At 34.8% G+C, this 24094-nt stretch carries 25 protein-coding genes and 1 pseudogene; all 26 read left to right on the top strand.

What is annotated here, in order from left to right:
* Positions 1 to 11 precede the first annotated feature (11 nt).
* The 26 genes and pseudogenes from ORL93_RS05545 to ORL93_RS05420 all read left to right on the top strand — a co-directional run bounded on the left by ORL93_RS05545 (position 12) and on the right by ORL93_RS05420 (position 24072).
* Positions 12 to 1211, top strand: a complete 1200-nt coding sequence (locus tag ORL93_RS05545) for a phage portal protein (RefSeq protein ID WP_098018215.1) — start codon at positions 12 to 14, stop codon at positions 1209 to 1211.
* Positions 1171 to 1917: a head maturation protease, ClpP-related gene (locus ORL93_RS05540; RefSeq protein ID WP_041488508.1), complete on the top strand. Its 747-nt coding sequence runs from the start codon at positions 1171 to 1173 to the stop codon at positions 1915 to 1917. The genes ORL93_RS05545 and ORL93_RS05540 overlap by 41 nt, the downstream gene beginning before the upstream one ends.
* Positions 1918 to 1954: 37 nt before the next feature.
* Positions 1955 to 3097: a phage major capsid protein gene (locus ORL93_RS05535; protein ID WP_265958788.1), complete on the top strand. Its 1143-nt coding sequence runs from the start codon at positions 1955 to 1957 to the stop codon at positions 3095 to 3097.
* The gene (locus tag ORL93_RS05530) at positions 3069 to 3257 is read left to right on the top strand and encodes a hypothetical protein (RefSeq protein ID WP_265958787.1); all 189 of its coding nucleotides are present in this window, start codon (positions 3069 to 3071) and stop codon (positions 3255 to 3257) included. Before ORL93_RS05535 ends, ORL93_RS05530 begins: the two co-directional genes overlap by 29 nt.
* A 1-nt stretch (position 3258) precedes the next feature.
* A complete protein-coding gene (locus ORL93_RS05525; RefSeq protein WP_026008416.1) occupies positions 3259 to 3561 on the top strand; it encodes a head-tail connector protein in 303 nt (100 codons plus the stop codon).
* Entirely contained in the window at positions 3548 to 3928 is a 381-nt protein-coding gene (locus ORL93_RS05520) for a head-tail adaptor protein (protein WP_098114343.1), read from the top strand. The genes ORL93_RS05525 and ORL93_RS05520 overlap by 14 nt, the downstream gene beginning before the upstream one ends.
* Positions 3882 to 4268 carry a hypothetical protein gene (locus ORL93_RS05515; protein WP_041488510.1) on the top strand — a complete coding sequence of 129 codons (387 nt, stop codon included), beginning with the start codon at positions 3882 to 3884 and terminating at the stop codon, positions 4266 to 4268. Before ORL93_RS05520 ends, ORL93_RS05515 begins: the two co-directional genes overlap by 47 nt.
* Positions 4258 to 4683 (top strand): hypothetical protein, encoded by a 426-nt coding sequence (locus ORL93_RS05510; protein WP_097786551.1) that lies wholly within the window; start codon positions 4258 to 4260, stop codon positions 4681 to 4683. Before ORL93_RS05515 ends, ORL93_RS05510 begins: the two co-directional genes overlap by 11 nt.
* Position 4684: 1 nt before the next feature.
* Positions 4685 to 5281, top strand: a complete 597-nt coding sequence (locus ORL93_RS05505; protein WP_265958784.1) for a phage tail protein — start codon at positions 4685 to 4687, stop codon at positions 5279 to 5281.
* Between the two features lie 18 nt (positions 5282 to 5299).
* Positions 5300 to 5761, top strand: coding sequence for a hypothetical protein (locus tag ORL93_RS05500; protein WP_003199608.1), 462 nt, complete (start codon positions 5300 to 5302; stop codon positions 5759 to 5761).
* Between the two features lie 182 nt (positions 5762 to 5943).
* Positions 5944 to 9459 (top strand): phage tail tape measure protein, encoded by a 3516-nt coding sequence (locus tag ORL93_RS05495; RefSeq protein ID WP_265958783.1) that lies wholly within the window; start codon positions 5944 to 5946, stop codon positions 9457 to 9459.
* Position 9460: 1 nt separating this feature from the next.
* Positions 9461 to 10138, top strand: a complete 678-nt coding sequence (locus tag ORL93_RS05490) for a phage tail domain-containing protein (RefSeq protein ID WP_098100911.1) — start codon at positions 9461 to 9463, stop codon at positions 10136 to 10138.
* Positions 10135 to 12585 carry a phage tail spike protein gene (locus ORL93_RS05485; protein ID WP_265958782.1) on the top strand — a complete coding sequence of 817 codons (2451 nt, stop codon included), beginning with the start codon at positions 10135 to 10137 and terminating at the stop codon, positions 12583 to 12585. Before ORL93_RS05490 ends, ORL93_RS05485 begins: the two co-directional genes overlap by 4 nt.
* Positions 12582 to 13976, top strand: coding sequence for a BppU family phage baseplate upper protein (locus tag ORL93_RS05480; RefSeq protein WP_265958781.1), 1395 nt, complete (start codon positions 12582 to 12584; stop codon positions 13974 to 13976). The genes ORL93_RS05485 and ORL93_RS05480 overlap by 4 nt, the downstream gene beginning before the upstream one ends.
* Before the next feature lie 145 nt (positions 13977 to 14121).
* Positions 14122 to 14346 carry a hemolysin XhlA family protein gene (locus ORL93_RS05475; RefSeq protein ID WP_003210100.1) on the top strand — a complete coding sequence of 75 codons (225 nt, stop codon included), beginning with the start codon at positions 14122 to 14124 and terminating at the stop codon, positions 14344 to 14346.
* A 153-nt stretch (positions 14347 to 14499) separates the two neighbouring features.
* On the top strand, positions 14500 to 15006 hold the full coding sequence (locus ORL93_RS05470) for a hypothetical protein (protein WP_097794273.1): 507 nt from the start codon (positions 14500 to 14502) through the stop codon (positions 15004 to 15006).
* 18 nt (positions 15007 to 15024) lie between these two features.
* A complete protein-coding gene (locus ORL93_RS05465; RefSeq protein WP_265958780.1) occupies positions 15025 to 15276 on the top strand; it encodes a hemolysin XhlA family protein in 252 nt (83 codons plus the stop codon).
* A 9-nt stretch (positions 15277 to 15285) separates the two neighbouring features.
* Positions 15286 to 15492, top strand: a complete 207-nt coding sequence (locus tag ORL93_RS05460; protein ID WP_265958779.1) for a hypothetical protein — start codon at positions 15286 to 15288, stop codon at positions 15490 to 15492.
* Positions 15492 to 16523 (top strand): GH25 family lysozyme, encoded by a 1032-nt coding sequence (locus ORL93_RS05455; RefSeq protein ID WP_265958778.1) that lies wholly within the window; start codon positions 15492 to 15494, stop codon positions 16521 to 16523. Before ORL93_RS05460 ends, ORL93_RS05455 begins: the two co-directional genes overlap by 1 nt.
* Positions 16524 to 16670: 147 nt before the next feature.
* On the top strand, positions 16671 to 17009 hold the full coding sequence (locus tag ORL93_RS05450; protein ID WP_265958777.1) for a YmaF family protein: 339 nt from the start codon (positions 16671 to 16673) through the stop codon (positions 17007 to 17009).
* A 149-nt stretch (positions 17010 to 17158) separates the two neighbouring features.
* Positions 17159 to 18079, top strand: coding sequence for a DUF2935 domain-containing protein (locus tag ORL93_RS05445; RefSeq protein WP_199665766.1), 921 nt, complete (start codon positions 17159 to 17161; stop codon positions 18077 to 18079).
* 341 nt (positions 18080 to 18420) lie between these two features.
* A pseudogene (spoVFB, locus tag ORL93_RS05440) lies at positions 18421 to 18615 on the top strand (dipicolinate synthase subunit B); the annotation flags it as partial.
* Between the two features lie 149 nt (positions 18616 to 18764).
* Positions 18765 to 19811 (top strand): aspartate-semialdehyde dehydrogenase, encoded by a 1047-nt coding sequence (gene asd, locus ORL93_RS05435; RefSeq protein ID WP_003203711.1) that lies wholly within the window; start codon positions 18765 to 18767, stop codon positions 19809 to 19811.
* A 24-nt stretch (positions 19812 to 19835) separates the two neighbouring features.
* Positions 19836 to 21068: an aspartate kinase gene (dapG, locus tag ORL93_RS05430; RefSeq protein ID WP_018782290.1), complete on the top strand. Its 1233-nt coding sequence runs from the start codon at positions 19836 to 19838 to the stop codon at positions 21066 to 21068.
* Between the two features lie 11 nt (positions 21069 to 21079).
* Positions 21080 to 21958 (top strand): 4-hydroxy-tetrahydrodipicolinate synthase, encoded by an 879-nt coding sequence (dapA, locus tag ORL93_RS05425; protein WP_003203717.1) that lies wholly within the window; start codon positions 21080 to 21082, stop codon positions 21956 to 21958.
* 443 nt (positions 21959 to 22401) lie between these two features.
* The gene (locus ORL93_RS05420; protein ID WP_006095695.1) at positions 22402 to 24072 is read left to right on the top strand and encodes a ribonuclease J; all 1671 of its coding nucleotides are present in this window, start codon (positions 22402 to 22404) and stop codon (positions 24070 to 24072) included.
* Positions 24073 to 24094: the final 22 nt, after the last annotated feature.

Raw genomic sequence — 24094 nt, 5'->3', positions numbered from 1 at the left:
CAGGTGAGGGAATGGGGTTAATTGATTGGATTGGTGGTTGGTTTGGAAAAAGGAGCAGGGCAGATTTAAAAAGTTGTTTTTATGAAGCTTCCATAGATTACTTCTTTAAAAAACTGGCTGTTAATACTTGTGTAGATTTAATTGCGAATACGCTTGTTCGTTGTGAATTTCAAACATTTGAAAAAGGAATAGAAGTTCGAAAGGGAAATCACTATTTATTTAATGTGCAGCCCAACCAAAACCAAAATGCTTCACAATTTATGCATAGTTTAGTCTCACATTTAATTTATGATAATGAGTGTTTAGTAATTATGCATAACGATCAACTATATATTGCAGATAGTTTTAGCAAAGAAGAATTTGCATTAAAAGAAAATATATATAAAGGCGTTACTGTTAAAAACTTCACTTTTACCGAAAAGGTATTTAAAGAGAGTGAGGTTTTTTATTTTCAATTAAATGATGAAAATATCATGAATGTAATTGATGGTTTATATAGTAGCTGGGGCAAATTAATTACTTCTGCTACAAGTATTTATAAGCGTTCTAATGCAATGCGTGTTGTGGTGAAAGGTGAATTTTTAAGAGCGCAAACACCAGAAATGCAACAACAAATGGATGCAATGTTCAATGAACAGTTTAAAGCGTTTTTTGAAGCAGATAATGCAGGTGCTGTGTTCCAATTACAAGATGGATATACATTAGAGAATTTTAGTAACACTTCCAAAGGAAACAAATTAGATAGTCGAGATATTAAAGCACTTGTTGATGACATTATTGATTTTGTTTCAATGGCTTTTCATGTACCAAAAGGAATGTTAAAAGGTGATGTTGTCGATGTCTCCAAGCAAACAGATAATTTCCTTATGTTCTGTATTAATCCGCTTATAGAACTTATTGCAGATGAAATAAATCGTAAGTTTTATAAGAAGGAAGAGTACTTAGAACGAACATATTTAAAAGTAGATACGAGTCGTATTAAATATGTAGATATTACACAACTAGCAAGTGCTTGTGATGTGTTCTTTAGAATTGGTGCAAATTCAATTAATGATATTTTACGGATGTTAGGACGTGAACCAATTAATGAGGAATGGGCAAATAAACGGTATGTTACGAAAAACTATGAATCAGTTGAAAATGCAGCAGCATTAGGGGGAGGTGATGAGAATGACAGTAACGGAAATTCCGAAAATCAAAAATCGATTTGAGGTACTTAATAGCGCTAATACTGAAGAAGCAGACTTATATATGTATGGAACTATTTCAGCGTATTCTTGGTATGACGGTATCTCAAGTAGTAAAGTGCGAGAACAGTTAAAGAATATTACAGCCAAAACAATTAACGTTCACGTCAATAGTGGTGGTGGAGATGTATTTGAATCAATTGCCATCTCTAATTTATTAAAAAATCATTCTGCCCAAATCGTTATTCACATTGATGGTTTGGCAGCAAGTGGAGCATCTGTTATTGCAATGGCAGCCGATAAAATTATTATGCCGAAGAATACAATGATGATGATTCATAGAGCGTGGACATATGCAGCTGGTAATGCTGAAGATTTACGAAAAGTAGCTGATCGTCTTGATAAAATTGATACTGCAGTAACAGAAAGCTATACTTCCCGATTTGTAGGAGAAAGAAACGAATTAGAGGAATTGTTAGCAGAAGAAACTTGGTTGACTGCTGAAGAATGTAAAACATTTGGCTTCTGTGATGAAATTGTAGATGAGATTGAAATACCAGAAGAAGATAATGAAGAAGATGAAGATGATGAAACAACAAAAGAAAAAATATTAAACAAATATATATCATCAGTATCAGCTAGTACAAAAGAAGAAAACCAAGAAAATACGAACAATACTAAAAATGCTTTATTTACATTACTAACGGCATTGAACACTTCCAAAAGGTAGTGTTTTTTATTTTGCATAAAATAGGAGGAAATGAAAAATGGCAATTAAAAATTTAGATCGTGAAGCACAGAAACAAAACGAAATGAAAGAAAAATTATTAAATGCAATGAATAGTGGAAATGAAGAAGCTGCAGCTGCAGCTATGGTAGAGTTTGCAAATTCTATCCAAGAAAATATTATCAATGAAGCACGTAGAGCAGTTAATGAAGATTTAACAGATCAACAAGTGATGGCAAGCCGTGGACTACAAGTTTTAACAAAAGATGAGCAATCCTATTATAACGAAGTAATCGCAAATAAAGGTTTTGCAGGAGTTGAAAAGTTAGTACCTGCAACAGTTTTCGAACGTGTATTTGAGTATTTACGCACAAATCACGCATTGTTAAACTATATTGAATTTGTAAATACGACTGGTGTAACAGAATGGATTGTGAAAAAAGGGAATGTACAATCTGCTTGGTGGGGAAAACTTTGTGAAGAAATTAAAGAATTATTAGATGATGGTTTTGAATCTATCCCAACAAACTTATATAAATTAAGTGCATATGTTCCAGTTTGTAACGCAATGTTAGATTTGGGCCCAGTTTGGTTAGATCGTTATGTTCGTGAAATTTTAACGGAATCAATGGCAATTGCGTTAGAAGAAGCAATTGTAAATGGAACAGGGAAAGATCAACCAATTGGGATGATGAAAGATCTTAATGCAGCGGTAACAGCAGGAGTTTATAGTGATAAAAAAGCAATTGTGCTTACTAGTTTATCACCAGAATCATTAGGAAAAGAAGTTATGGCACCACTAACAAAAGGTGGACGACGTGCCGTAAATAATGCACTTATGGTTGTGAATCCTCTTGATTATTGGGAAAAAATCTTCCCAGCAACTACATTCTTAACACAAAATGGTGCATATGTATCTGGTGTGCTTCCAATTCCAGCTACAGTTATTCAGTCTTTAGCTGTTCCAAAAGGAAAGATGGTTGCAGGGATTGCAAGTGATTACTTTATGGGTGTTGGTTCGACTCAAAAAATTGAAGTATCAACAGAATATAAATTCTTAGAAGATGAAACAGTTTATTTATCTAAGCAATATGCAAATGGTCGTCCAAAAGATAATGAATCGTTCTTAGTATTTGATATTAGCAGCTTAAAAAATGGTGGTAGTCAAACACCTACACCCTAATCAACCCTCTACATTAAGAGTGGAGGGAATTGATTTTAGTAGCATGTTAAAACCAGAATTAATTGCTTACGCAAATCAACATAATATAGATATTTCTTCTGCAACCTTAAAAGAGGATATTCGTAAAATTATAGAGGAATCAGTTACAAATGGTGATTAAAATGGGGAAAACATTAGATGAAACATTACTTGAAGATGTAAAAAGCCGTTTGCGTATCACTTGGAATGATGAAGATGAACAAATAAATAAAACAATTGAACGTGGAAAGGCGTATTTGCAAAATCTTTGTGGTACGTCTTTTTCATTTGATGAAGAAAATCAAGTAAAGCAATTATTGATTGAGCGTTGCAGATATGAATACAACAATGCTCTAGAAGATTTTGAAAAGAATTTCCGAGGAGAATTACAACGGTTAATTATAGATGCCGCCTTAAAAGAGAGGGCAAAAGATGAAGCCATATAACGAAACATTTAATGATGGTTTTCTAAAATACGGACGGACAGAAACAAAACGTAGTGAAAATGGAAAACGGATTAAAGGGATTTTTTCTGAAGAAGGAAAACTTGCTTTTAGAGAGTTATCAGCACGAGATAGCGATTATCAATCTTGTGGATTATTAAATGCAAAGCTAGATAAGAAAGTCAAAACGCTGTTTCCACCTTCTTTTCGTTCCGTTAATAAAAACCAGTTAAAAGCAGTTATAGATGCTTTGCAATATGATGTAATCAAAGTCGATTCAGACAAGAGATATTTATATTTTTATTTGCAGGAAGTAGGTGGATATGATGAGCAACGAACAATCGAAGAAACGACTGCAAAAAATGAATAGTTTGCTAATCTCAAAGTTGAAAGAACAGTTTGAGATAGGAGTTTATCAAGATCAAGTGAGTGAAGATGAAGAAAAAGACTATCATTATTTCATCTTTGAAACAGGTGGTTTTGAAAAAACAGATAGCAAGTTCACATTAAAACAAAATGTTTTAATTCGTTATTATTCTGAAAATCGTGATGATCTAGACGAAAGAATGCTAGATATTATTGCTGCACTTGAAGCTGCAGGAAATTCATTTCAGCATTCTAATAAAACATCCATTCAAAAAGGCGAATTGGATGAATATATTGATGAAATTGAGATTTATGTAACAAGGATTGTCAAATATGGCTGCTAGTTCATGGAGTTTAGAGTTTGGAGATATTGAGAAATTAGAAAACAAACTTAAACAGATTCCGAACAAGTCAGAACAAGCACTAAATAAAGTGTTACATAATGACGGTGTAAATTTAGCAGTAGAATCTATTCAACCTCAAATCCCTATCTCTACATGGAAAGGGAGAGTTAGAAATAAGCGACATGCAAGAAATGAAAAAGCATTAACAAATAGCAAAATGAACCTTGGTTTTACGATTCGTCCAACACCAAGGTTTAATTATTTAAAATATCCCGATTTAGGTATTGGTAGATCAGCAAAAAACACTCCTCAAAAAATATTGGAGCGAGGATTACAAACAGCTACACCGAAAATATCGGAACGTTTAAATACAGAGTTAGATAAAGTTATTCAGCAAACATTAGGAGGTTCATAATATGGCAAAAACAATAATTAAAGAATTTGATCCAATGACATTTACCAATGTAGGGATTCAATTTATTGAAGGTGGAGAACAACAAGTAGGAACAAAGTTTGGTTGTGTTGGGACCATCGAAGGTGAAACGGAAATGCTTGAAATTGTTAAAAAGTGTGAGGGGTTAGAAGTTAAAAAGATTTCTAGACCATCCAAAATGATTATGACTCTTTCAGGGCATTTACGTGTAGCAGTTCTTAGAAAGATTTTCGGAATAAAAACAGATGGATTAAAACCAGGTGTATGGTCATATGGTGCTAAATCTAAAGGGAAACCATTTGTCCTAACTGCAGATGTAGTTGATGAGTTTGAGGATTTACAAAAACTTGTTGCCTTTTCTAATTGTGCTTCTTCAACAGGATTCAAATTTAAAGTGGAAAATGGTGCAGATGAAGTTGCGGAAACAGAACTTGAGTTTACTGTAATGAAAGATAGTAATAATGAATTCTATTATGAAGCATTAGTGGATGAACTAGAAGACCAAACGGTAAAAGATCAATGGCATACAAAGTTCACACCAGAACTTGTAAAAGCAACAACTCAAACACCACAACAGTAATAGGGGGACAACAAATTGGTGAAAGTAGAAATTGTAAAATTACAAGAAGTAGAAACTGTACAGTTAGACAACGGACAATTCCAAAGAATAACTAAAAATCAACAAACTGTCCCTTGTTACATTACAAATTATGCAGTGAAGAAGGGCAAAGATTTAGGATTACTAGAAGAATCCCTTTTGCAGGGGTTATTTAAATTAAAAGGTTTAGTGAACGTTGATCCAAATCAACTTGATAGTATAGATAGTACTGCTTTACAAGGAATTGACGAGGTTGAATTACAAAAGATCATTTATTTAGGGTGCTTAGGTGCAAATAAAAATTTCCCTTATGATTTTGATGCATTTTTAGAGCGATTTCATTATTCCTTTGATGCAACAGTAAAATTATATGCACAATTAATTTCTGGTGTAACAACAGGACAACAAAACGGATTTGCAAAAGGATTAGCCAATAGCACCAGAAACGGAAAAAAGAAATAAGCCCACCGAAAATAAACATTGAATGCGTAGAGGACAAATATGTTCTCTACGTTTTAATTTATGGGATTGATCCAGATACATTTTGGCACTTTCCTGTTGCATCGGTGGAGCGAATAGCCGAAGGAAAACTTGCTTTTGATGGTTGGAAAGCCAATCCACGTTAAAGAAAGGCAGGTGAAAATATGGCAAATGGTCCAGAATCAAAAATAACATTTAAAGTTTTCAATCAAGAATTTAATAAAGCAATGGGTGAAATGAAGAATGAAAGTACAAAGTTACGTCAAGAATTCACCTTGCAACAAGAACAACTTAAATTAAGCAGTACAGAAACAGAAAAACTAACTGCAAAGTTAGGATACCTACAGCAGCAACAACAATTGGCAGCACAAAAGGTTGCAGCAACTGAACAACAATTAAGTAAAGCAAAAGCTATATATGGTGAAAACTCTGTAGAAGTAGAAAAACTTGCACGTCAATTAGCGAATGCTCAAATAGCTGAACAAAAGTTTTCAAATCAAGTTAAAGAAACTGAATCAGCACTTCAAAGATTAGGACAACAAAATAGTGTTGCTGCACAAGAATTAAATAAATTAAGTGCAGAAGAAACTAGTCTTGCAAATAAATCAGCAAAATTACGTGCTGAATATGATTTGCAACGTGCAGCACTTGGTAATAATGCAACTGAATCTGAAAAATTAACTGCAAAGATTCATTACTTGGAACAAGCGCAGCAAAATGCTGCTCAACAAACACAAAATTGTGCACAGAAACTAGAAGTTGCTAAATCACAGTATGGAAAAAATTCTGCTGAAGTAAATAAGCTTGAAACAAAATTATTACAACTAAGAGCAGCGGAACAGCAATTGCAAAATGAAGTTCGACAAGCTAATACAGCACTATCAGAACAAGCAAACACTGCAAGCCAAGCATCAGAAAAAATTAATGCTGCTGGTGAAAAAATGCGAAGTGCTGGGGAAACTATGTCTACAACTGCAACACCAGCTATTTTAGGTTTGGGTGCAGGAGCAATGAAAGTAGCTTCTGACATGGATGCTTCACAAAGAAAAATCCAAGCAAGTTTAGGTTTAACATCCGAAGGTGCTCAAAATCTTGAAAAGATAGCAGAAAGTACTTGGGAAAATGGATTTGGTGAAAATCTGGCAGAAGTCGATACAGCATTAATAAAAGTATTTCAAAATATGCGTGATGTTCCAAATGAAGAATTACAAGGTGCAACTGAAAATGTATTAACACTTGCTCAAACATATGATGTTGATCTAAATGAAGCAACTCGTGGTGCAGGTCAATTAATGAGTCAATTCGGATTATCTACAGAAGAAACATTTGATTTACTTGCTGCAGGTGCTCAAGAAGGACTGAACTATTCAGATGAATTGTTTGATAACCTTTCAGAATATGCACCGTTATTTAAACAAGCAGGTTTTACGGCTGATGAGATGTTTAATATTCTAGCAAATGGTACTCGTGATGGTTCTTACAATCTTGATTATATTAATGATCTTATAAAAGAATTTGGAATTCGTGTGCAAGATGGTTCTAAGGGCGTCGCTGAAGGATTTGGTGAGTTATCCCAGGAAACACAAGATGTTTGGGCAAGCTTTAACGCAGGAAAAGCAACCGCAGCCGACGTGTTTAAAGCTGTTACTGGTGATTTAAAAAACATGGATGACAAAGTAAAAGCGAATCAAATTGGCGTTGCTCTTATGGGTACAAAATTCGAAGATATGGGCGCTGATGCAGTTTTAGGTCTAAATGAATTAAATGGTGGATTAGGTAAAACCAAAGGCGCTATGGATAACATGAAAAAACTCCAAGAGGAAGCGTTTGGGCAACAATTTAAAAGTATGTTGCGAGAATTAGCAGCTGCTCTTGAACCTTTAGGAAAAGTTTTATTATCTTTAGCAAAAGATATCATGCCTTCTATTTCAAGTGCAGTAAAAACCGTATCAGATGGATTTAATAATTTATCTCCAACTGCTCAAAAGATCATCATAATAGTTGGTGGAATTGTTGCCGCCATTGGTCCCTTGCTAATCATTCTATCCTCACTTGCACCACTCGCTGGTGCATTAGCTGGTGCATTTGGAATTACAGCAGGGGCAATGCTTGGCTGGATCGCAATCATCCCAATCATTATAGCGGCTGTTGTGGGATTAGTTGTTGCAATCGCTCAAAATTGGGATTCTATTAAAGAATGGACAATAAATACTTGGAATACGATTAAGGAGTTTTTAGTAGGTATTTGGGATGGTTTACTTCTAATATTAACTAATACTTGGAATATGATTAGTACAACTACAACAACAGTTTGGACTGCTATTTCAGAATTCTTCACAATGATTTGGAATGGCATTGTACTGTTTATCACTACAGTTTTACAGGGGATTGCTACATTTTTTACAACAACTTGGACTGCTATTTCAACTTTCTTTATGGAAATTTGGAATGGAATTGTAGCCTTTTTAACACCTGTCTTACAAGGGATTGCAGATTTCTTTTCATTGATTTGGAATGGTATTTCTACTGTAATTCAAACCGTATGGAATTTTATTAGTCAATATTTACAAGCGATTTGGAATGCTATTTCTTACTTTGCAACGCCAATATTTGAAAGGATTAAAACTTTTATTACAGGTGTATGGAATACAATTAGTTCTACTACAAGTACGGTTTGGGAAGCGATTAAAAACTTCTTATCTACTTGTTGGAATGGACTAGTTTCTTTTGTCACGCCTATTTTTAATCGTATTAAAGATTTTATTGTTTCTGTATGGAATACAATTAGTTCTACTACAAGCACGGTATGGAACACGATAAAAAATTTTTTATCAAGCATTTGGAATTCTATTGTTTCTGTGGTAACTCCAATTTTCAACAACATAAAATCAGCAATATCTACTGTTTGGAATGCAATTAGTAGTACAAGTAGCAGTGTTTGGAAAGGCATAAAATCTACTCTTTCAAGTATATGGGAAGGTATTAAATCGACAGCTTCTAGTGTTTGGAATGGGTTAAAAGAAGTAATTATGACACCCGTTCGTTGGGTTACTGGTGCAGTAGAAGGCGCTTTTAATGGAATGAAATCTGCTGTATTAGGTGTTTGGGATGGTATCAAAAGCGGTATCAGAACAGTCATTAATGGTATTATTAGTATGATTAATAAATTCATTGATGGATTTAATACACCTGCTAATCTATTAAACAAAATTCCCGGTGTAGATGCACCAACCATTCCACATGTACCGATGCTTGCAAAAGGTGGGCATGTTTTAGGGGATGGACAATTTATTGCCGGTGAAGCTGGTCCCGAATTATTCAGTAAAAAAGGAAATAAAGTATCTGTTACACCTTTAAGTTCTTCAGAAAAATCAGCTGGTATTGGTGGACAATTGAACTTACTTACAAGAAATGTTGCGGAAACGATACAAAATGCAGCTGCACAATTGGCACAAATAGTTGCATTTGATGTACCCAATGCATTAGGGGATGCACTTTTAAATGGTCTTCCTAATATTGCAGGAACAACAACAGGAGAAGGCAATAATCAACAACCAATTGAAGTTAATTTTTATAATACTGTTCGGAATGAACGTGACATTGATCGTATGTTTGAAAAAGCGGATGATTGGTTTGCACAAAAAGGACGTAACTTGAATATTGGCATAGGGAGGAATTGATTTGCTAGACATTGGAATTGATAAGGGATTAGCGAGTGATTACGGATTATGCATGGTAGATCGTCCTGTTATTCCTACTGCAAAACAAAAAGTAGAACACATAGAAGTACCCGGAAGGCACGGTTCACTCACGAAAAAAGGGGCATTTGAGGATGTCCCTTTTAAAATTAAATTTAATTTGCTAGAAGAAGAAAATATAAAACCTTTAGTACGTGATATAAAAGTTTGGCTTACGAATGGTAAAACTCTCTATTTTACAGATGATGAAGTGTATCGAAAAATCAAACATGTAGAAATTGGCGACATTGTAAATGAAATTGAAGAGTACGGAGAATTTGAAGTGGAATTTACACTTGATCCTTTTGAATATGTTGAAACAGTTCCATTTGTAGTAACGAAATCAGAAACGTTTATGAATATCGGAACATATGAATCTGCTCCTAAATTTGAGATTTTTGGGAATAATGATGTGCGAATTATGATAAATGACGTTTCCTTTCAAATAAAAGGAATAACCAATTTTGTTATAGTTGATTCTGAACTTCTCATTGCTTATGAAGGCACAAAACCAATAAAAACAGTAGGGAGTTTCCCTGTTTTCAAAGTTGGAGAAAATACAATTACATGGTCTGGAAATGTAAATAAAATTCTAATTGAACCACGGTGGCGATATGTATGATTACACTATATGAAGCAAATGAAACAGATTTTACACACAATGGAATAGGGGTTTTAGATAACCATATTTATGATGCAACTGTTGAGGAAGAACTCAACGGTTTATTTGTATTTACTTTTAGTTATCCTTTATTTGCTCCTCACGGAACAAAAATTGATGGTATGAGCATTGTTAAAGCACCAACACCTGATGGAGATCAATTATTTCGTGTTGTGACACCTAAACCAAGCATGGGCGAATTAAAAGTACAATGCTATCACATTTTCTATGATCTAACTGAAAACTTAATTGAGGATATATTTATTCAAACAACAAACGGAAACGGTGCAATGAATCGTTTATCAGCAGGATGTCAATATAAGCATCCGTTTACCTTTTATTCTGATATACCAACCATTGCAAGCGCTCGTATTGTACGGAAAAATCCAGTCGAAGTGATTTTAGATAATAATCAAGATAACTCTTTTATCAATCGTTGGGGTGGCGAATTAAAACGAGATAATTTTGATGTGAAAATGTTAAAGAATCGGGGAATGGATAGAGGAGTTGTCATTCAACACAAAAAAGATTTATTAGGATATGAAGGAAATGTTGATTGGAAAAGCCCTGTTACAAGGATTATGCCACAAGGGTTTGATGGTTTGCTTTTACCAGAAAAATATGTTGATAGTCCACTTATAAATAAATATCCTCATCCTAAAATTAGAGTGGTGGAATTTAAAGATATAAAAGCAGCTATTGGAGATCATGCAAAAGATGAAGATGCAGTTCCATTGGAAGAAGCATATAAATTATTGCGCAAAGCTGCAAAAGAAATGTATGAGATTCAAAGAGTAGATCAACCCAAAGCAACATACAAAGTTGAATTTCTAGAACTATCACAAACAGAGGAATATAAAGACTATGCTGTTTTACAGAAGGTGTACATGGGGGATATCGTTACTATCAACCATGAAGAAGATAACCTTCATATTCAAGCAAAAGTAAATGCATATAAATATGATCCAATTGAAAAGAAATATATCGACTTAACGATTGGGAATTTTAAAGAATCCTTTACAAACTTAGCCAATAAGCTGGATCAGATGCAAAATAACTTAGAAGATATGCCATATGATATTTTAGATGCAGCAAAAGAACATGCAACCAATTTAATTAATAGTGGTTTTGGTGGTCATGTTCGCATACATCCAGACAGAATTTTGATTATGGATACAAAAGATGAAATGACAGCTACAAAGGTTTGGCAATGGAATATTAACGGTTTAGGGTATTCAAGTACTGGAATCAATGGTCCATATGGACTTGCTATGACAATGGATGGGCGAATTGTTGCTGATTTTATTACTGCTGGAACAATGAATGGGAATTTAATAAAAGGTGGAGAAATAAACGGTGCTACTTTAAGAACGTCTGATACAAAAAATTACGTAAGTATATCAAAACAATTTATACGTTTGTTTGAGTCAGACATTACCCGTATGTTTTTAGGATATTATACAAACTCGAGAAAAGAAATGCAGCCTACTCTCTTTTTAGGTGGAGATAATGATGTAACTGCTTCACAGGGAGCGGTAGCAGTATATCAACTTTCTGACAGGTATCCCAAAGTTGGCGGCATTGGTATCACTAGAGGATATGAAAGCGGAAGTAAAACAGATTTGTACTTTCCAGCAAGTATTATCTTCGACCAAAATGGAAAGATGAGTATAAAAGCAGAAGAGTCTTTAAATATAGATGCATTATATTCATACATGAATTTTTATGCTGCAACAGATTTCGCAGCGAAAAGTAAAAAGAATCTCATGCTTGAAGCAACTGAAGAGAATATGCATTTTACAGCAGGAAAAGGATTTCTGTTTCATCAAAACGGAAAGAGAATCTTTTCGGTAAAAACTGCTTCTAGCGGTGATACAGACTTAGTGCTTCAGTATTCTTTGCTACGAAATTCTAATTCTGCAAATGGATACCTTCAAGTTATGTCTGGCACTGGTTCATTTTATGGTGGGATTTTAGCTGCTGATTTTAAAGTATCATCAAAGAAAAAATACAAGACTAATATTCGAGATATACAATTTAGTGCATTAGAGAAAGTCATGGATTGGGATATTAAACAATACAATCTGAAAACAGATATTCCAAAGCTTTATGAAATGCGTATGAATCGAAAAGAAGGAGAGCCACCAATTACCACTGATGCAATTCCAACACATTATGGTTTAGTTATTCCGAATGAAGATGAAGAAACAGGCGTAGGTTTATATGGTATGCTTTCACAATTAACAAAAGGGGTTCAAGAGTATGTTACAAAAACTGATACCAGAATTGAAAAAATAGAGCCACAACAACCAAAAGGAAATGTAAAGCATAGAGAAAGACCAAAACGCACGAGAAGACCACCTAGACGTCTTAAAAATGGTGTGATTGAAAGGAGCGTAACGAGATGAGAAATGAAGTAATTACAATTGATTTAGCTGATCCAGTATTCACCAAAACCATTCGTTCACGCCAAAATGATAAAAATGGTTTAAAACTAACTGTATATCTAAAAGATAATGGTAGAGTAGTTGATTTAACTGGATATGTAGCAAAGTATGAAGCAACAAATAATAAACAGTTTATTCGGGATGATGCCAAAATTATTGATGTGAGTAATGGAATCATCGAATATATATTACCTGCCAAAGCAGTCTCAACTTCTAACGAATGGATGGCTTATTTTGTTATAGAAAAGGGAGATTCAGAACGTACAAGTACACCTGATATCCGAATTGTTTTAAGAAGAGATGTTAAAGAAGGAAATATCAAACTGGAAAGTTATATTTCTGATTTTGAAAAAGCCTTGGAACAAGTAGCAGAATATAGAAAAGAAATTGATGATACAAATAAACAAATCGTAGAGTTAACAAAATTAATTAATGCAAATAATGTTCAAGTACCCAAAATCACAACAGATATAGGCGGTGCGTTAATCTCGGTCAGTGATGCTACAAAAAATATTCTTGATGAAATTGTAGCCAGGGGACTAGGGATAAACACAATATATTGTCATGGCAGTGTGCAAGGAAATACACCTAATGCTAAATCTTGGCGTGGTATCTCATTTATAAATTCCCCTACCTATGGATTTATTTTTGCGAAAGATTACCAAAATAAACTTTGGACTAATTATATTGATGATGCAAAAGGCTGGTTAGGTTGGGTTGAACATCCATCGTTTGAAGATGTGAAAAAATTGTTCTCATTATGGGGATTTGACGAGAAGAGATTGCTTTTGAATGGTAAATCAATTTTAGAAGAAGAAACTGATGCTCTAGTCATTAGTAAAGATACGAAATATAAAAAAGTTAAAGTTGAAGCTGATCTCTTAATCCACAATAAACTTCAAGCTCCTTCTAATGCTGCTGTTTGGTTTCATAAAGAAAAACGCTACAATAGCGGAAAGTGGATTGTAGAGTTTAACGATAAACCACGTTGGGGTTTTAATAGAAGTGTAGATCGTTCTGGTGGTCTATTTCACATTAAAGAAAGTGGTATCTATGATATACATGCTTACCTGTCTGCATTAGCCCAAACAGCGGATGCTGAACATATACTTGAAATCCACATATTAGATGCAAGTGGAAAAACAATTGAAGAACATGAAATTGCAGGAGAAATTACGGGCTATGTAAGTAAATGGGTTAGGATGACAGGTAGTTTTCAGTGGTACTTTACAGCAGGGCAAAAATTCAAAGTTGTTTATAACAATAAAGACAAAGATCAGATTTATGTTTGGGAAGCAAGAACTACTGTTACCCAGTTATCAAAAGGTTTAGATGAAAATAATGCGGTTTAATAAGTAAGTGTACAGAAGTAGGCTTTTTTATTTTGGATAAAATACGGCTTTGATACGCAAACATCTGAATTACATTCACAGTGAATAGGGTTGTCTCATAATATATAAAGATTGATTTATTAAGGTGGATGAAAGGTGTGAGCGTATGGAAGACGTATATAAAAAAATTGACAGCCTAAAAACGGAACAAAAAGAAATCATGAGAGATATTCGCAATTTAGAAACTCGTACAACTATTAACGAAAAAGACATTTCTACAATTAATAGGCAGTTAGAAAAAATTAGCATGAATACAACATGGATTTTGCGAATTGTTATCAGTGCAATAGTTATGGCAGTTTTAGGATTGATAATAAAAGGTGGTATTTAAAGTATATGTTTAAATGTGGTTATAAAGGGGGACAATCGTCTCTCTTTTTATTTTGCTCGAAAGGGGGTGAGAACAATGTAGAAAAAGATAAATAAGAGTCGATTAAAGAGAATCAAAAAATCAAACAAAAAAATTCGATGGAGATGTTTAATAATGGCTAATAATTCTAATGAGGTAAATCAAGCAGTAGTTGAAGAGGTAATTAAAGAGGTCCGAAGACGTTTCGGTTTAATTCCGGGATTCTTCAGTGAGGATAAGGAAGCAGGTGCTATCTTCTTAAATAAAGGTAATTATGAAAGTAGCATTTGGATGGATGGTGAAGGGCTTTTTTATGAGGACGATGTACCTTGGGAAGAGCTTATTATTACAAATGCAGTAGCTGACACTGATACACCTCCAATGCTACGTAGACATGGAAACTGGGTTCACATGACAGGTGCGATTAGATTGGTTAAAAACCAACAAGTATTCACAAGAATAACACCAGATATTGCACCACGACAAGATTCTTATTTTTCTGCTACAGCGTATTTAGATAACGATCCAAATCGTCCAGTTGCAGCCGATGTGATTGTTCATGCAGACGGAAGAGTTTCTACTTATCTTCCAGAATCGCAAACTCGCTATGTATCATTTTCGCTATCATATCCAATTAAGTGATGGTAAGCAGTAAAGGGGATGAAAAAATTGCCGGAACAAGAAAATCATGATGATTTCACTAAAGTAATTATTGGATTAACAAGAGTAGAAACAAAAATTGATGGTCTTGGCAATGTGAGGGAACTTGCAATAGAAGCGCAGCAATCAGCAAAAAGTGCGCACTTGCGTGTAGATCGTTTAGATAGATTAATTTTTTGGATGGGAACAACAGTAATTGGCTCACTTATTGCTGGTGCCATTACATTGCTTTTTAAATTTGCAGGGAAGTAGGGGGAAATAATGAACAAACAAGATATTATGAAACGATTCCGCAACTGGAAAACATGGGTTGCGGTTTTTTCGTTGGTCGGATTTCTATTCACTAAATTCGGCTTACCAGAAGCAAAAAGGTTTTTAGATGAATTAGCGCCTTATATATTATCCGTTGGTATTGCATTGGGAATTTGGTCAGATCATGAAGAGAATGAAAAAGGAGATGTTGAATAATGACAACAGAAAAATACATTGTAGATATTTCAAAATTTAACGATAAAATTAATTGGAATGTAGCAGCGCCACAATTGGGATTAGCAATTTGCCGTGTGCAATATGGTTCAAATAAAGTAGATGAATTATATAATCAACACGTAAAAAATTTAGAAGCTAGAGGTATTCCACATGCAGCATATGCGTATGGTTGCTATGTTAGTGTAAATGATGCAATTGTGGAAGCAAAAGACTTCTTGAACCGAGTTAATAAGAATGCTAAGTTTCTTGTTTTAGATGTAGAAGATGATACTGTATCATCTATGGAAAGTAAGGGTAACTTGGGAGACTTAGCAAAGGCATCACAAGCATTTATTGATACTTGTAAGGCTGCAGGTTGGAAAGTTGGTTTATATGTATCACATCATATGTATAATCAATATAATTTGCAAAATGTAAAAGCGAATTTTATTTGGTTACCACGTTACGGGACAAATGATGGACAACCACAAGTCAAACCAGCATATCCATGTGATATTTGGCAATACACTGATAACGGATATATCAATGGTATTGGAAGAGTAGATATTAATTTATTACTGGGAGATAAAACATTAGATTGGTATATTGGTGATGATGTAAACACAATAGCTCCAAACAAAAATGTAGGAATCGGAACTGCTGTTTCTAAGTATCCTGTTGGATATGGAATTAATATTTATGATGCGCCAGATGGTAACTTTACTGGAGAACGTTTTAGTGACAAAACACCATATGCAATTCTTGAAGGTGCTTGGTATGGTGGAAATGAAAACATGCTTTGTTTTGGTGCAAATCAATGGGCAAAGCAAGAACATTTTGATGTCCGATGGTTTAAAGCGTATTCGAAACATCCTGCTGGATATGGCATCAATACGTATGAATCACCTAATGGTCCATTTCTTGGTAGAGTTGACGGTTCTGTTCCTTATGACATCTATTATAGAAAAGATGGATGGCTTGCTATCGATAATAAAAACTATGTGGAAGAAAAACATTTTGATATTAAATAAGGTTAAAGCCGGCTCTCATCCAGAGTCGGCTGCTCTAACGGTTCTCCACAATACAAAGTACACAACAGTAAAGGAAAAAACATATGTAGTAATTATCTTGGGATGAAAAGCATATTAGTTATAGAATTTATTTTTTGTATAGGGAGCATGAATATAGTAGGAAAAGCAGATTTTGTTTCGGGATTTGTACCGCATCATAACCATGGATCAGTGGAGTATACATCTGTTGAAGGTGGGCATGTACATCAATGTTTAGATGTTACATCCTCACCAATTCCTGCACAGGATGGAGGGTATATACATTACACAGAAGGATATGTTCTTTTTGAGGACGGACATATGCATTATTATAAGGCATATTCTGGACCAGCAATTCCGGTTGGGAATGGGATGCATGTTCATTATTACGATTTTAATGCGACTGAGGATGATGGGCATAAACACCGTATTAAGGGAGTAGATCAACCAGCTCCAGGTGACAAATGAAGTTTGTATAAAAACACCTTTTATGTAAAAAAGGTATCTTGTTAGAAGTCGTTAGAAAATTTGAAAATAATAATACACCTCCTAACCGTATTGTCTCAATTTATATATATAGTAAAATGATGAGATTTAAAGAATAAGGAGTGATTTTTATGTCTAGTCATCAACCTATTTCTAATCAACCTATTCCTGGTCATTTTGTTATGGATCCTCAACGAGCCATGCTTCTACCACCAGAATTGAAAGCAGCTCCATCAGAATCATTAACAGAACAACTTTTTATTGAAAGGTCATTAACAGAAAATCAATTTTGGTTAAGAATTATGAAGGAACATGCTTTATTTCTTAGTGAAGGATTTAATCGGAAAGATACAAATTTAATTCAACAAGTAGAACAGTTTTTTCAACTTTTTGACCGACATTTGCAAAAATCGTTTTCTATTCCTCAAACTGTTCAAGCAGTTAGGCAATTAAATGAAGAAAGTATTCAACTCGTTTATGCATTTCGTAATTATAAAAGAAATCTGTTAATTTTAATTATTAATTGTAAAGTAAGTGGGTTCAACTTTCCGTTATTAGTAGATCATATTGCACGTGAAGCAGAATATTTTATGAGGACGCTTCAAAAGTTTAATGAAGGAAAAATGGATCCGATTCAGGATGCAATTATTAGTGAAAATGTATTTTGGCTACGGATTATGATGGAGCACTCTCGTTTTATTGCCTCCTTGCTTGATCAATCAGAGCGAAATTTAGTTCATACTGCTTTAAAATTTGGTGATGATTTTGAAGTTCTTCTTGGTCAAGCGAGGGATGTTGAATCAATGTTATATCAAAAGCAACCAACATATCCAATTATCGGAAAAATGAATAAAGATAGTGAAAATGCTACAGTTGAATTGAGGAATTTCAAAAAAGCTGGATTAGAGCTTATTCAAACATGTCAAATTAAAAATGTAATTAATCCGTTACTAGCTGATCATGTAACAAGGGAAGCGGAGCACTTCCTTTTTATGATTCATGTTTTGGAACAACGATTAAAACAAAAACAAATGGAACAATCTGTACAGTGAAAAAATTTATAATTTGTAATTTTTTTATTTATAACAAACACAGTGGATGAGATGGTTAAATTAGACTAGATATATTCTTCTTAGAACATAAATTTTTAGCAGCTGTATATATAGCTGCTTTTATTTTTCTAGCATTTTTTAATATTTATAAGGAAGATATTTTAAAAGGTAAAGAACAAATGAAAAGAAAAACCAACTCATAATGTAGTCGGTTTTTTATTTACTTTTAAAGATTTTTGGCTTTTTCAAGTAAATCAACCACTTGTGTATGTTTCTCTTTTAATTCCTCATCATGTTTATATATAATAGAAGAAAGAAAAAATAAATATCTTTGTCGTCATCTTGTTGGTGTAAACCTTATGCGTTTAATGGCGACAAAACATATTTATTTTGTGCCATTTGGGCAAGATGCACCAGAAAAAAAACCAAATTCAATGGTAGCTCGTATGGAACTTCTTGAAGATACAATTATAGAAGCAATAGAAGGGAAGCAATTACAGCCAGTTGTTGTAGAAAAATTCAGATATATGAATTAAAAAACGAAAAAAAACAGACAATTTTTTACGAAACCATCATTCTTATCGCAGAATATGATAAAATTAATGTTATTAAGATTAGAAGGAGTACTCTATACTCCTTCTAATTCTAAGTATAGAAGGATTGGTATCTAGAAAGGGGCATAGTGATGGAAAAGGAAAAATCTTTTCATGTCGCTGTAGTTGGAGCAACCGGCGCAGTTGGTGAACAAATGTTAAATACTTTAGAGAAACGAGAATTTCCAATTGGGAAGTTAACGTTACTTTCATCTAAACGTTCTGCAGGCAAGAAGCTTGTATTTAAAGGAGAAGAATTCACAGTACAAGAAGCAACTCCTGAAAGCTTTGAAGGAGTCGATATTGCACTCTTTAGTGCAGGTGGATCTGTATCGAAACAACTAGCACCAGAAGCAGCAAAACGTGGTGCAATTGTTGTTGATAATACAAGTGCATTCCGTATGACAGAAAATGTACCACTTGTTGTACCTGAAGTGAATGAAAATGACTTAAAAGAACATAGTGGTATTATTGCAAATCCAAACTGTTCTACAATTCAAATGGTAGTTGCTCTTGAACCAATTCGTCAGCAGTTTGGTTTAAAACGAGTAATCGTTTCCACATATCAAGCGGTGTCAGGTGCAGGTGCTGCTGCAATTGAAGAGCTTCATGAACAATCACAAGCAATCTTAAATGGAGAAGAAGTAAAAGCAAATGTTTTACCTGTATCAGGTGACAAAAAACATTTCCAAATTGCTTTTAATGCCATTCCACAAATTGATAAGTTTCAAGATAATGGATTTACATTTGAAGAAATGAAAATGATTAATGAAACGAAAAAAATTATGCATATGCCCGAGTTAGAAGTAGCAGCGACATGTGTACGTTTGCCAGTTGTATCAGGTCATTCTGAGTCCGTTTACATTGAAGTGGAAAAAGAAGGCGTAACTGTAGAAGAACTGAAAAACTTGCTTGCGGATGCGGAAGGAATTGTACTGCAAGATGATCCAGCAGAACAATTATATCCAATGCCATCTACTGCGGTAGGGAAAAATGAAGTATTTGTTGGGCGTATTCGTAAAGATTTAAATAATGAAAAAGGATTCCATCTTTGGGTCGTATCTGATAACTTATTAAAAGGTGCTGCATGGAACTCTGTTCAAATTGCAGAACGATTAGTAAAATTACAATTAGTGTAAACGGCTAAGAGAAGGTGCAAAAAAATGAAAATTATTGTTCAAAAATTTGGTGGTACATCGGTACGTGATGAAAACGGACGTAAGCATGCACTTCACCATATTAAAAAAGCATTAGATGCTGGTTATAAAGTAGTTACGGTTGTATCAGCTATGGGACGTAAAGGTGAACCATATGCAACGGATACATTATTAAGTCTTGTAAATCAACAGGAATCTAGCATTTCAAAACGTGAGCAAGATTTATTATTATCATGCGGAGAATTAATCTCGGCAATCGTCTTTTCAAATATGCTAAATGAAAATGGTGTGAAAGCAGCAGCACTAAATGGTGCACAAGCTGGTTTTGTAACAAATGATGATTTTACGAATGCAAAGATTATTGAAATGAATTGTGATCGTATACATGGAGAGTTACAAAACGTAGATGCTGTTGTTGTTACTGGATTCCAAGGGCGAACTAAAGAAGGCGATACGACAACACTTGGACGCGGAGGTAGTGATACTTCAGCTTCAGCACTAGGTGTTGCGCTTCAAGCTGAATATATCGATATTTTTACTGATGTAGAAGGTGTGATGACTGCTGATCCAAGGATTGTAAAGGATGCGCGTCATCTTCAAAACGTAACATATAATGAAATTTGCAACATGGCTTATCAAGGTGCAAAAGTTGTTCATCCGCGCGCCGTTGAAATTGCAATGCATGCAAAAGTACCACTTCGTGTGCGCTCCACGTACTCTGATAGTGAAGGGACACTTATTGCTGCATATGATGGTGCTACAAAAGGCCGTGATGTAGAAGAACGACCTGTTACAGGTATCGCTCACGTATCAAACGTGACGCAAATTAAAGTGCTTGCAAAAGACGGATCGTATGATTTACAAAAGCATGTTTTTAAAGAGATGGCAAATGAAGGAATTAGTGTAGACTTAATTAACATTTCGCCTACAGGTGTGGCTTATACAGTAAATGATAATGTATCAAGTCGTGCTGTTGAAGTTCTTCATAAGCTTGGATATGATCCGATCGTGACGGAGCACTGTGCAAAAGTATCTATTGTAGGAGCTGGAATGGCAGGTATTCCAGGGGTTACTGCGAAAATTGTCACAGCATTGGCAGAAAAAGGTGTTCAAATTTTACAATCGGCAGATAGTCATACGACCATTTGGGTGCTTGTAAAAGAAGTAGATTTAGTGGAAGCTGTGAATGCATTGCATAGTGCGTTTGAGCTTTCAAAAGAAAAGCAACTGGAACAATAAGGAGTGAGACCATGATAGATTTTGGGACAATTGCGACAGCGATGGTAACACCGTTTGATAAAAATGGAAACGTCGATTTTGCAAAGACAACTAAATTGGTAAATTATTTAATTGATAACGGTACAACAGCAATCGTGGTAGGAGGAACAACCGGAGAGTCTCCTACATTGTCATCAGAAGAAAAAGTAGCGTTATATCGCCATGTTGTATCTGTTGTCGATAAAAGGGTGCCCGTAATCGCTGGAACAGGTAGTAATAATACACATGCTTCTATCGAATTAACGAAGAAAGCTACAGAAGTTGGTGTCGATGCAATTATGTTAGTGGCGCCGTATTATAATAAACCGAGTCAAGAAGGCATGTATCAGCATTTTAAAACAATTGCTGAAAGTACAGAACTTCCGGTTATGCTATATAATGTTCCAGGACGATCTATTGTACAAATCTCCGTTGATACAGTTGTTCGTTTATCAGAAATACAAAACATTGTTGCAATTAAAGATGCTGGCGGCGATGTATTAACAATGACAGAAATTATTGAAAAAACAGCGGACGACTTTGCTGTATACAGCGGTGATGATGGTTTAACGTTACCAGCTATGGCAGTTGGAGCTAAAGGTATTATTTCTGTTGCATCTCATGTGATTGGAAATGAAATGCAAGAAATGATTGCGGCATTCCAAGCAGGAGATTTCAAAAAAGCACAGAAATTGCATCAGTTACTTGTCAAAGTGACAAATGCATTATTTATGGCGCCGAGCCCAACTCCAGTCAAAACAGCATTACAAATGGTTGGATTAGACGTAGGATCTGTACGTCTTCCACTTCTTCCATTAACAGAAGAAGAACGATTAACATTACAAGAAGTAATCCAATCGATTCCTCGCTAAATAAAAAATGGCTTAGTAAAAACTAGGCCATTTTTTATTTATCATTTTAACCGAGAAGACCCCTCCTCTAAACGAAGTGAAGGTGGGGGTAGTTTAATTTATATAAAATTTCTATGCTTCTCTTCTCTTTCTCGCAAATTAACTTGTGTTCTATTTCTGGTATCAGTTATAATATGGCTAAGTAGCTTAGTACGGGTATGCTTAGCAAAATTGGAAAAAATTATGGTTTAACGGAATTTTTATATCATATCGCATAAGATATTTGATTTATATAATGAAAGAGAGGTGAAACCTGGTTTAAAAAACGAACAAGAACATGATATCGCATAACGGTAAGGACATTCGTCTTGGACGGTGAATATATGGTGGTTGTAGAGCTTCCCTGGTGTCTCTACGATTTTAGTGAAATCAGTGTTTGTAAGATTTTTAAACCAGGCAACAACATGAAGAGAAAAGAGATTGATTCTGTAAAGGTATTTGCTCTTGGTGGAGTAGGTGAAATCGGGAAAAATATGTATTGTGTGGAAATTGATTCCGAAATTTTTATTGTGGATGCAGGATTGATGTTCCCGGGAGACGAAATGTTTGGAATTGATATTGTTATCCCTGACATTACATATTTAGTAGAAAATCAAGAGCGAGTAAAAGGTTTATTTATTACACATGGTCATGAAGATCATATTGGTGGAATTGTTTATGTGCTGCGCAAACTTTCCATCCCGGTGTATGCAACGAAGTTAACGGTAGGTCTTATACAAGAAAAACTCGGTGAAGCGGGAATGCTAGGCCGTGTAGACTTAAAAACAATTGATTCGAATTCGGCTGTAGAATTTAATACGACAACGGTTTCCTTCTTTGGAACAACACACAGTATCCCAGATTCTGTTGGTGTGTGCTTCCATACATCACAAGGAGCCATTGTATATACAGGAGATTTTAAATTTGACCAAACACCAATTGGCAACAGTGGGGCAGATCTTGGAAAGATGGCGCAAATTGGAAATGAAGGCGTTCTTTGTCTGTTATCAGATAGTACAAATGCTGAACGTCCTGGTTACACGGGGTCTGAAAAAGAAGTTGGTATAGAAATTTCAAAAGTATTTTATAATGCAGAAGGACGTATCATCGTTGCTTCTTTCGCATCTAATGTACATCGTATTCAACAAGTATTTGATGCAGCTGCTGAAACAGGCCGTAAAGTGGCCGTTGTAGGTCGTAGTATGGTAAAAGTGGTAGATATTGCAAGGCGTCTTGGATATTTAGACGTTCCAGATGGTATGGTTATTTCATTGCAAGAGGTAGATAATTTCCCGGAGAAGAAGGTAGCGATTTTAACAACTGGTAGTCAAGGGGAACCGATGGCAGCTCTTTCAAGAATGGCAAAGCAAGCTCATAAACAAATTTCAATCCGTAAAGGAGACACAGTTATCATTGCAGCTTCTCCAATTCCGGGAAATGAAATATCAGTATCTAAAATTATTGATTTATTATTTAGGGCTGGTGCAGAAGTTGTTTATTATGGAGAAAGAAAAGTTCATGTTTCGGGTCATGGTAGTCAAGAAGAATTGAAATTGATGCTGAATTTAATGAAACCGAAATATTTTATACCCGTACACGGCGAGTTTCGTATGCAAAAAGCACATGCGTATTTGGCGGAAGATGTTGGTGTATTGAAAGAAAACATTTTTATTGTAGAAAAGGGCGATGTAATTGCTTTTGAGGGCGAAGAGGCAAAGCAAGCTGGTAAGGTACAAGCGGGTAATGTTCTTATTGATGGATTAGGTGTAGGTGATGTCGGAAATATTGTCTTGCGTGATCGTAAGATGTTATCACAAGACGGAATTTTAGTCGTTGTTGTAACGCTTGGAAAAGATGAGAAAAAGATCATCTCTGGACCAGAAATTATTTCGCGTGGTTTTGTGTATGTTCGTGAATCTGAAGCGTTAATCGAAAGGTCTACAGATATTGTACGTACAATTGTTGAACAGTCCATTAAAGAGTATTCTATTGAATGGTCCATGCTAAAACAAAATATTCGTGAATTATTAGGACAGTTTCTGTATGAGGAAACGAAGAGAAAACCGATGATTTTACCAATTATCATGGAAGTATAAGAAAAACCACCTTTATCGGTGG

The organism is Bacillus sp. DHT2 (genome assembly GCF_026241455.1).
GTDB lineage: Bacteria > Bacillota > Bacilli > Bacillales > Bacillaceae_G > Bacillus_A > Bacillus_A pseudomycoides.
The sequence above is the reverse complement of the archived record's forward strand: the minus strand, read 5'-3'. Positions and strand labels throughout refer to the sequence as shown.

Excerpts from the sequence above, each read along its gene's own strand:
- ORL93_RS05545 (WP_098018215.1), top strand. The coding sequence starts at position 12 with ATGGGGTTAATTGATTGGATTGGTGGTTGGTTTGGAAAAAGGAGCAGG.
- ORL93_RS05540 (WP_041488508.1), top strand. The coding sequence starts at position 1,171 with ATGACAGTAACGGAAATTCCGAAAATCAAAAATCGATTTGAGGTACTT.
- ORL93_RS05535 (WP_265958788.1), top strand. The coding sequence starts at position 1,955 with ATGGCAATTAAAAATTTAGATCGTGAAGCACAGAAACAAAACGAAATG.
- ORL93_RS05530 (WP_265958787.1), top strand. The coding sequence starts at position 3,069 with ATGGTGGTAGTCAAACACCTACACCCTAATCAACCCTCTACATTAAGA.
- ORL93_RS05525 (WP_026008416.1), top strand. The coding sequence starts at position 3,259 with ATGGGGAAAACATTAGATGAAACATTACTTGAAGATGTAAAAAGCCGT.
- ORL93_RS05520 (WP_098114343.1), top strand. The coding sequence starts at position 3,548 with ATGAAGCCATATAACGAAACATTTAATGATGGTTTTCTAAAATACGGA.
- ORL93_RS05515 (WP_041488510.1), top strand. The coding sequence starts at position 3,882 with ATGATGAGCAACGAACAATCGAAGAAACGACTGCAAAAAATGAATAGT.
- ORL93_RS05510 (WP_097786551.1), top strand. The coding sequence starts at position 4,258 with ATGGCTGCTAGTTCATGGAGTTTAGAGTTTGGAGATATTGAGAAATTA.
- ORL93_RS05505 (WP_265958784.1), top strand. The coding sequence starts at position 4,685 with ATGGCAAAAACAATAATTAAAGAATTTGATCCAATGACATTTACCAAT.
- ORL93_RS05495 (WP_265958783.1), top strand. The coding sequence starts at position 5,944 with ATGGCAAATGGTCCAGAATCAAAAATAACATTTAAAGTTTTCAATCAA.
- ORL93_RS05485 (WP_265958782.1), top strand. The coding sequence starts at position 10,135 with ATGATTACACTATATGAAGCAAATGAAACAGATTTTACACACAATGGA.
- ORL93_RS05480 (WP_265958781.1), top strand. The coding sequence starts at position 12,582 with ATGAGAAATGAAGTAATTACAATTGATTTAGCTGATCCAGTATTCACC.
- ORL93_RS05475 (WP_003210100.1), top strand. The coding sequence starts at position 14,122 with ATGGAAGACGTATATAAAAAAATTGACAGCCTAAAAACGGAACAAAAA.
- ORL93_RS05470 (WP_097794273.1), top strand. The coding sequence starts at position 14,500 with ATGGCTAATAATTCTAATGAGGTAAATCAAGCAGTAGTTGAAGAGGTA.
- ORL93_RS05465 (WP_265958780.1), top strand. The coding sequence starts at position 15,025 with ATGAAAAAATTGCCGGAACAAGAAAATCATGATGATTTCACTAAAGTA.
- ORL93_RS05460 (WP_265958779.1), top strand. The coding sequence starts at position 15,286 with ATGAACAAACAAGATATTATGAAACGATTCCGCAACTGGAAAACATGG.
- ORL93_RS05455 (WP_265958778.1), top strand. The coding sequence starts at position 15,492 with ATGACAACAGAAAAATACATTGTAGATATTTCAAAATTTAACGATAAA.
- ORL93_RS05450 (WP_265958777.1), top strand. The coding sequence starts at position 16,671 with ATGAATATAGTAGGAAAAGCAGATTTTGTTTCGGGATTTGTACCGCAT.
- ORL93_RS05445 (WP_199665766.1), top strand. The coding sequence starts at position 17,159 with ATGTCTAGTCATCAACCTATTTCTAATCAACCTATTCCTGGTCATTTT.
- asd (WP_003203711.1), top strand. The coding sequence starts at position 18,765 with ATGGAAAAGGAAAAATCTTTTCATGTCGCTGTAGTTGGAGCAACCGGC.
- dapG (WP_018782290.1), top strand. The coding sequence starts at position 19,836 with ATGAAAATTATTGTTCAAAAATTTGGTGGTACATCGGTACGTGATGAA.
- dapA (WP_003203717.1), top strand. The coding sequence starts at position 21,080 with ATGATAGATTTTGGGACAATTGCGACAGCGATGGTAACACCGTTTGAT.
- ORL93_RS05420 (WP_006095695.1), top strand. The coding sequence starts at position 22,402 with ATGAAGAGAAAAGAGATTGATTCTGTAAAGGTATTTGCTCTTGGTGGA.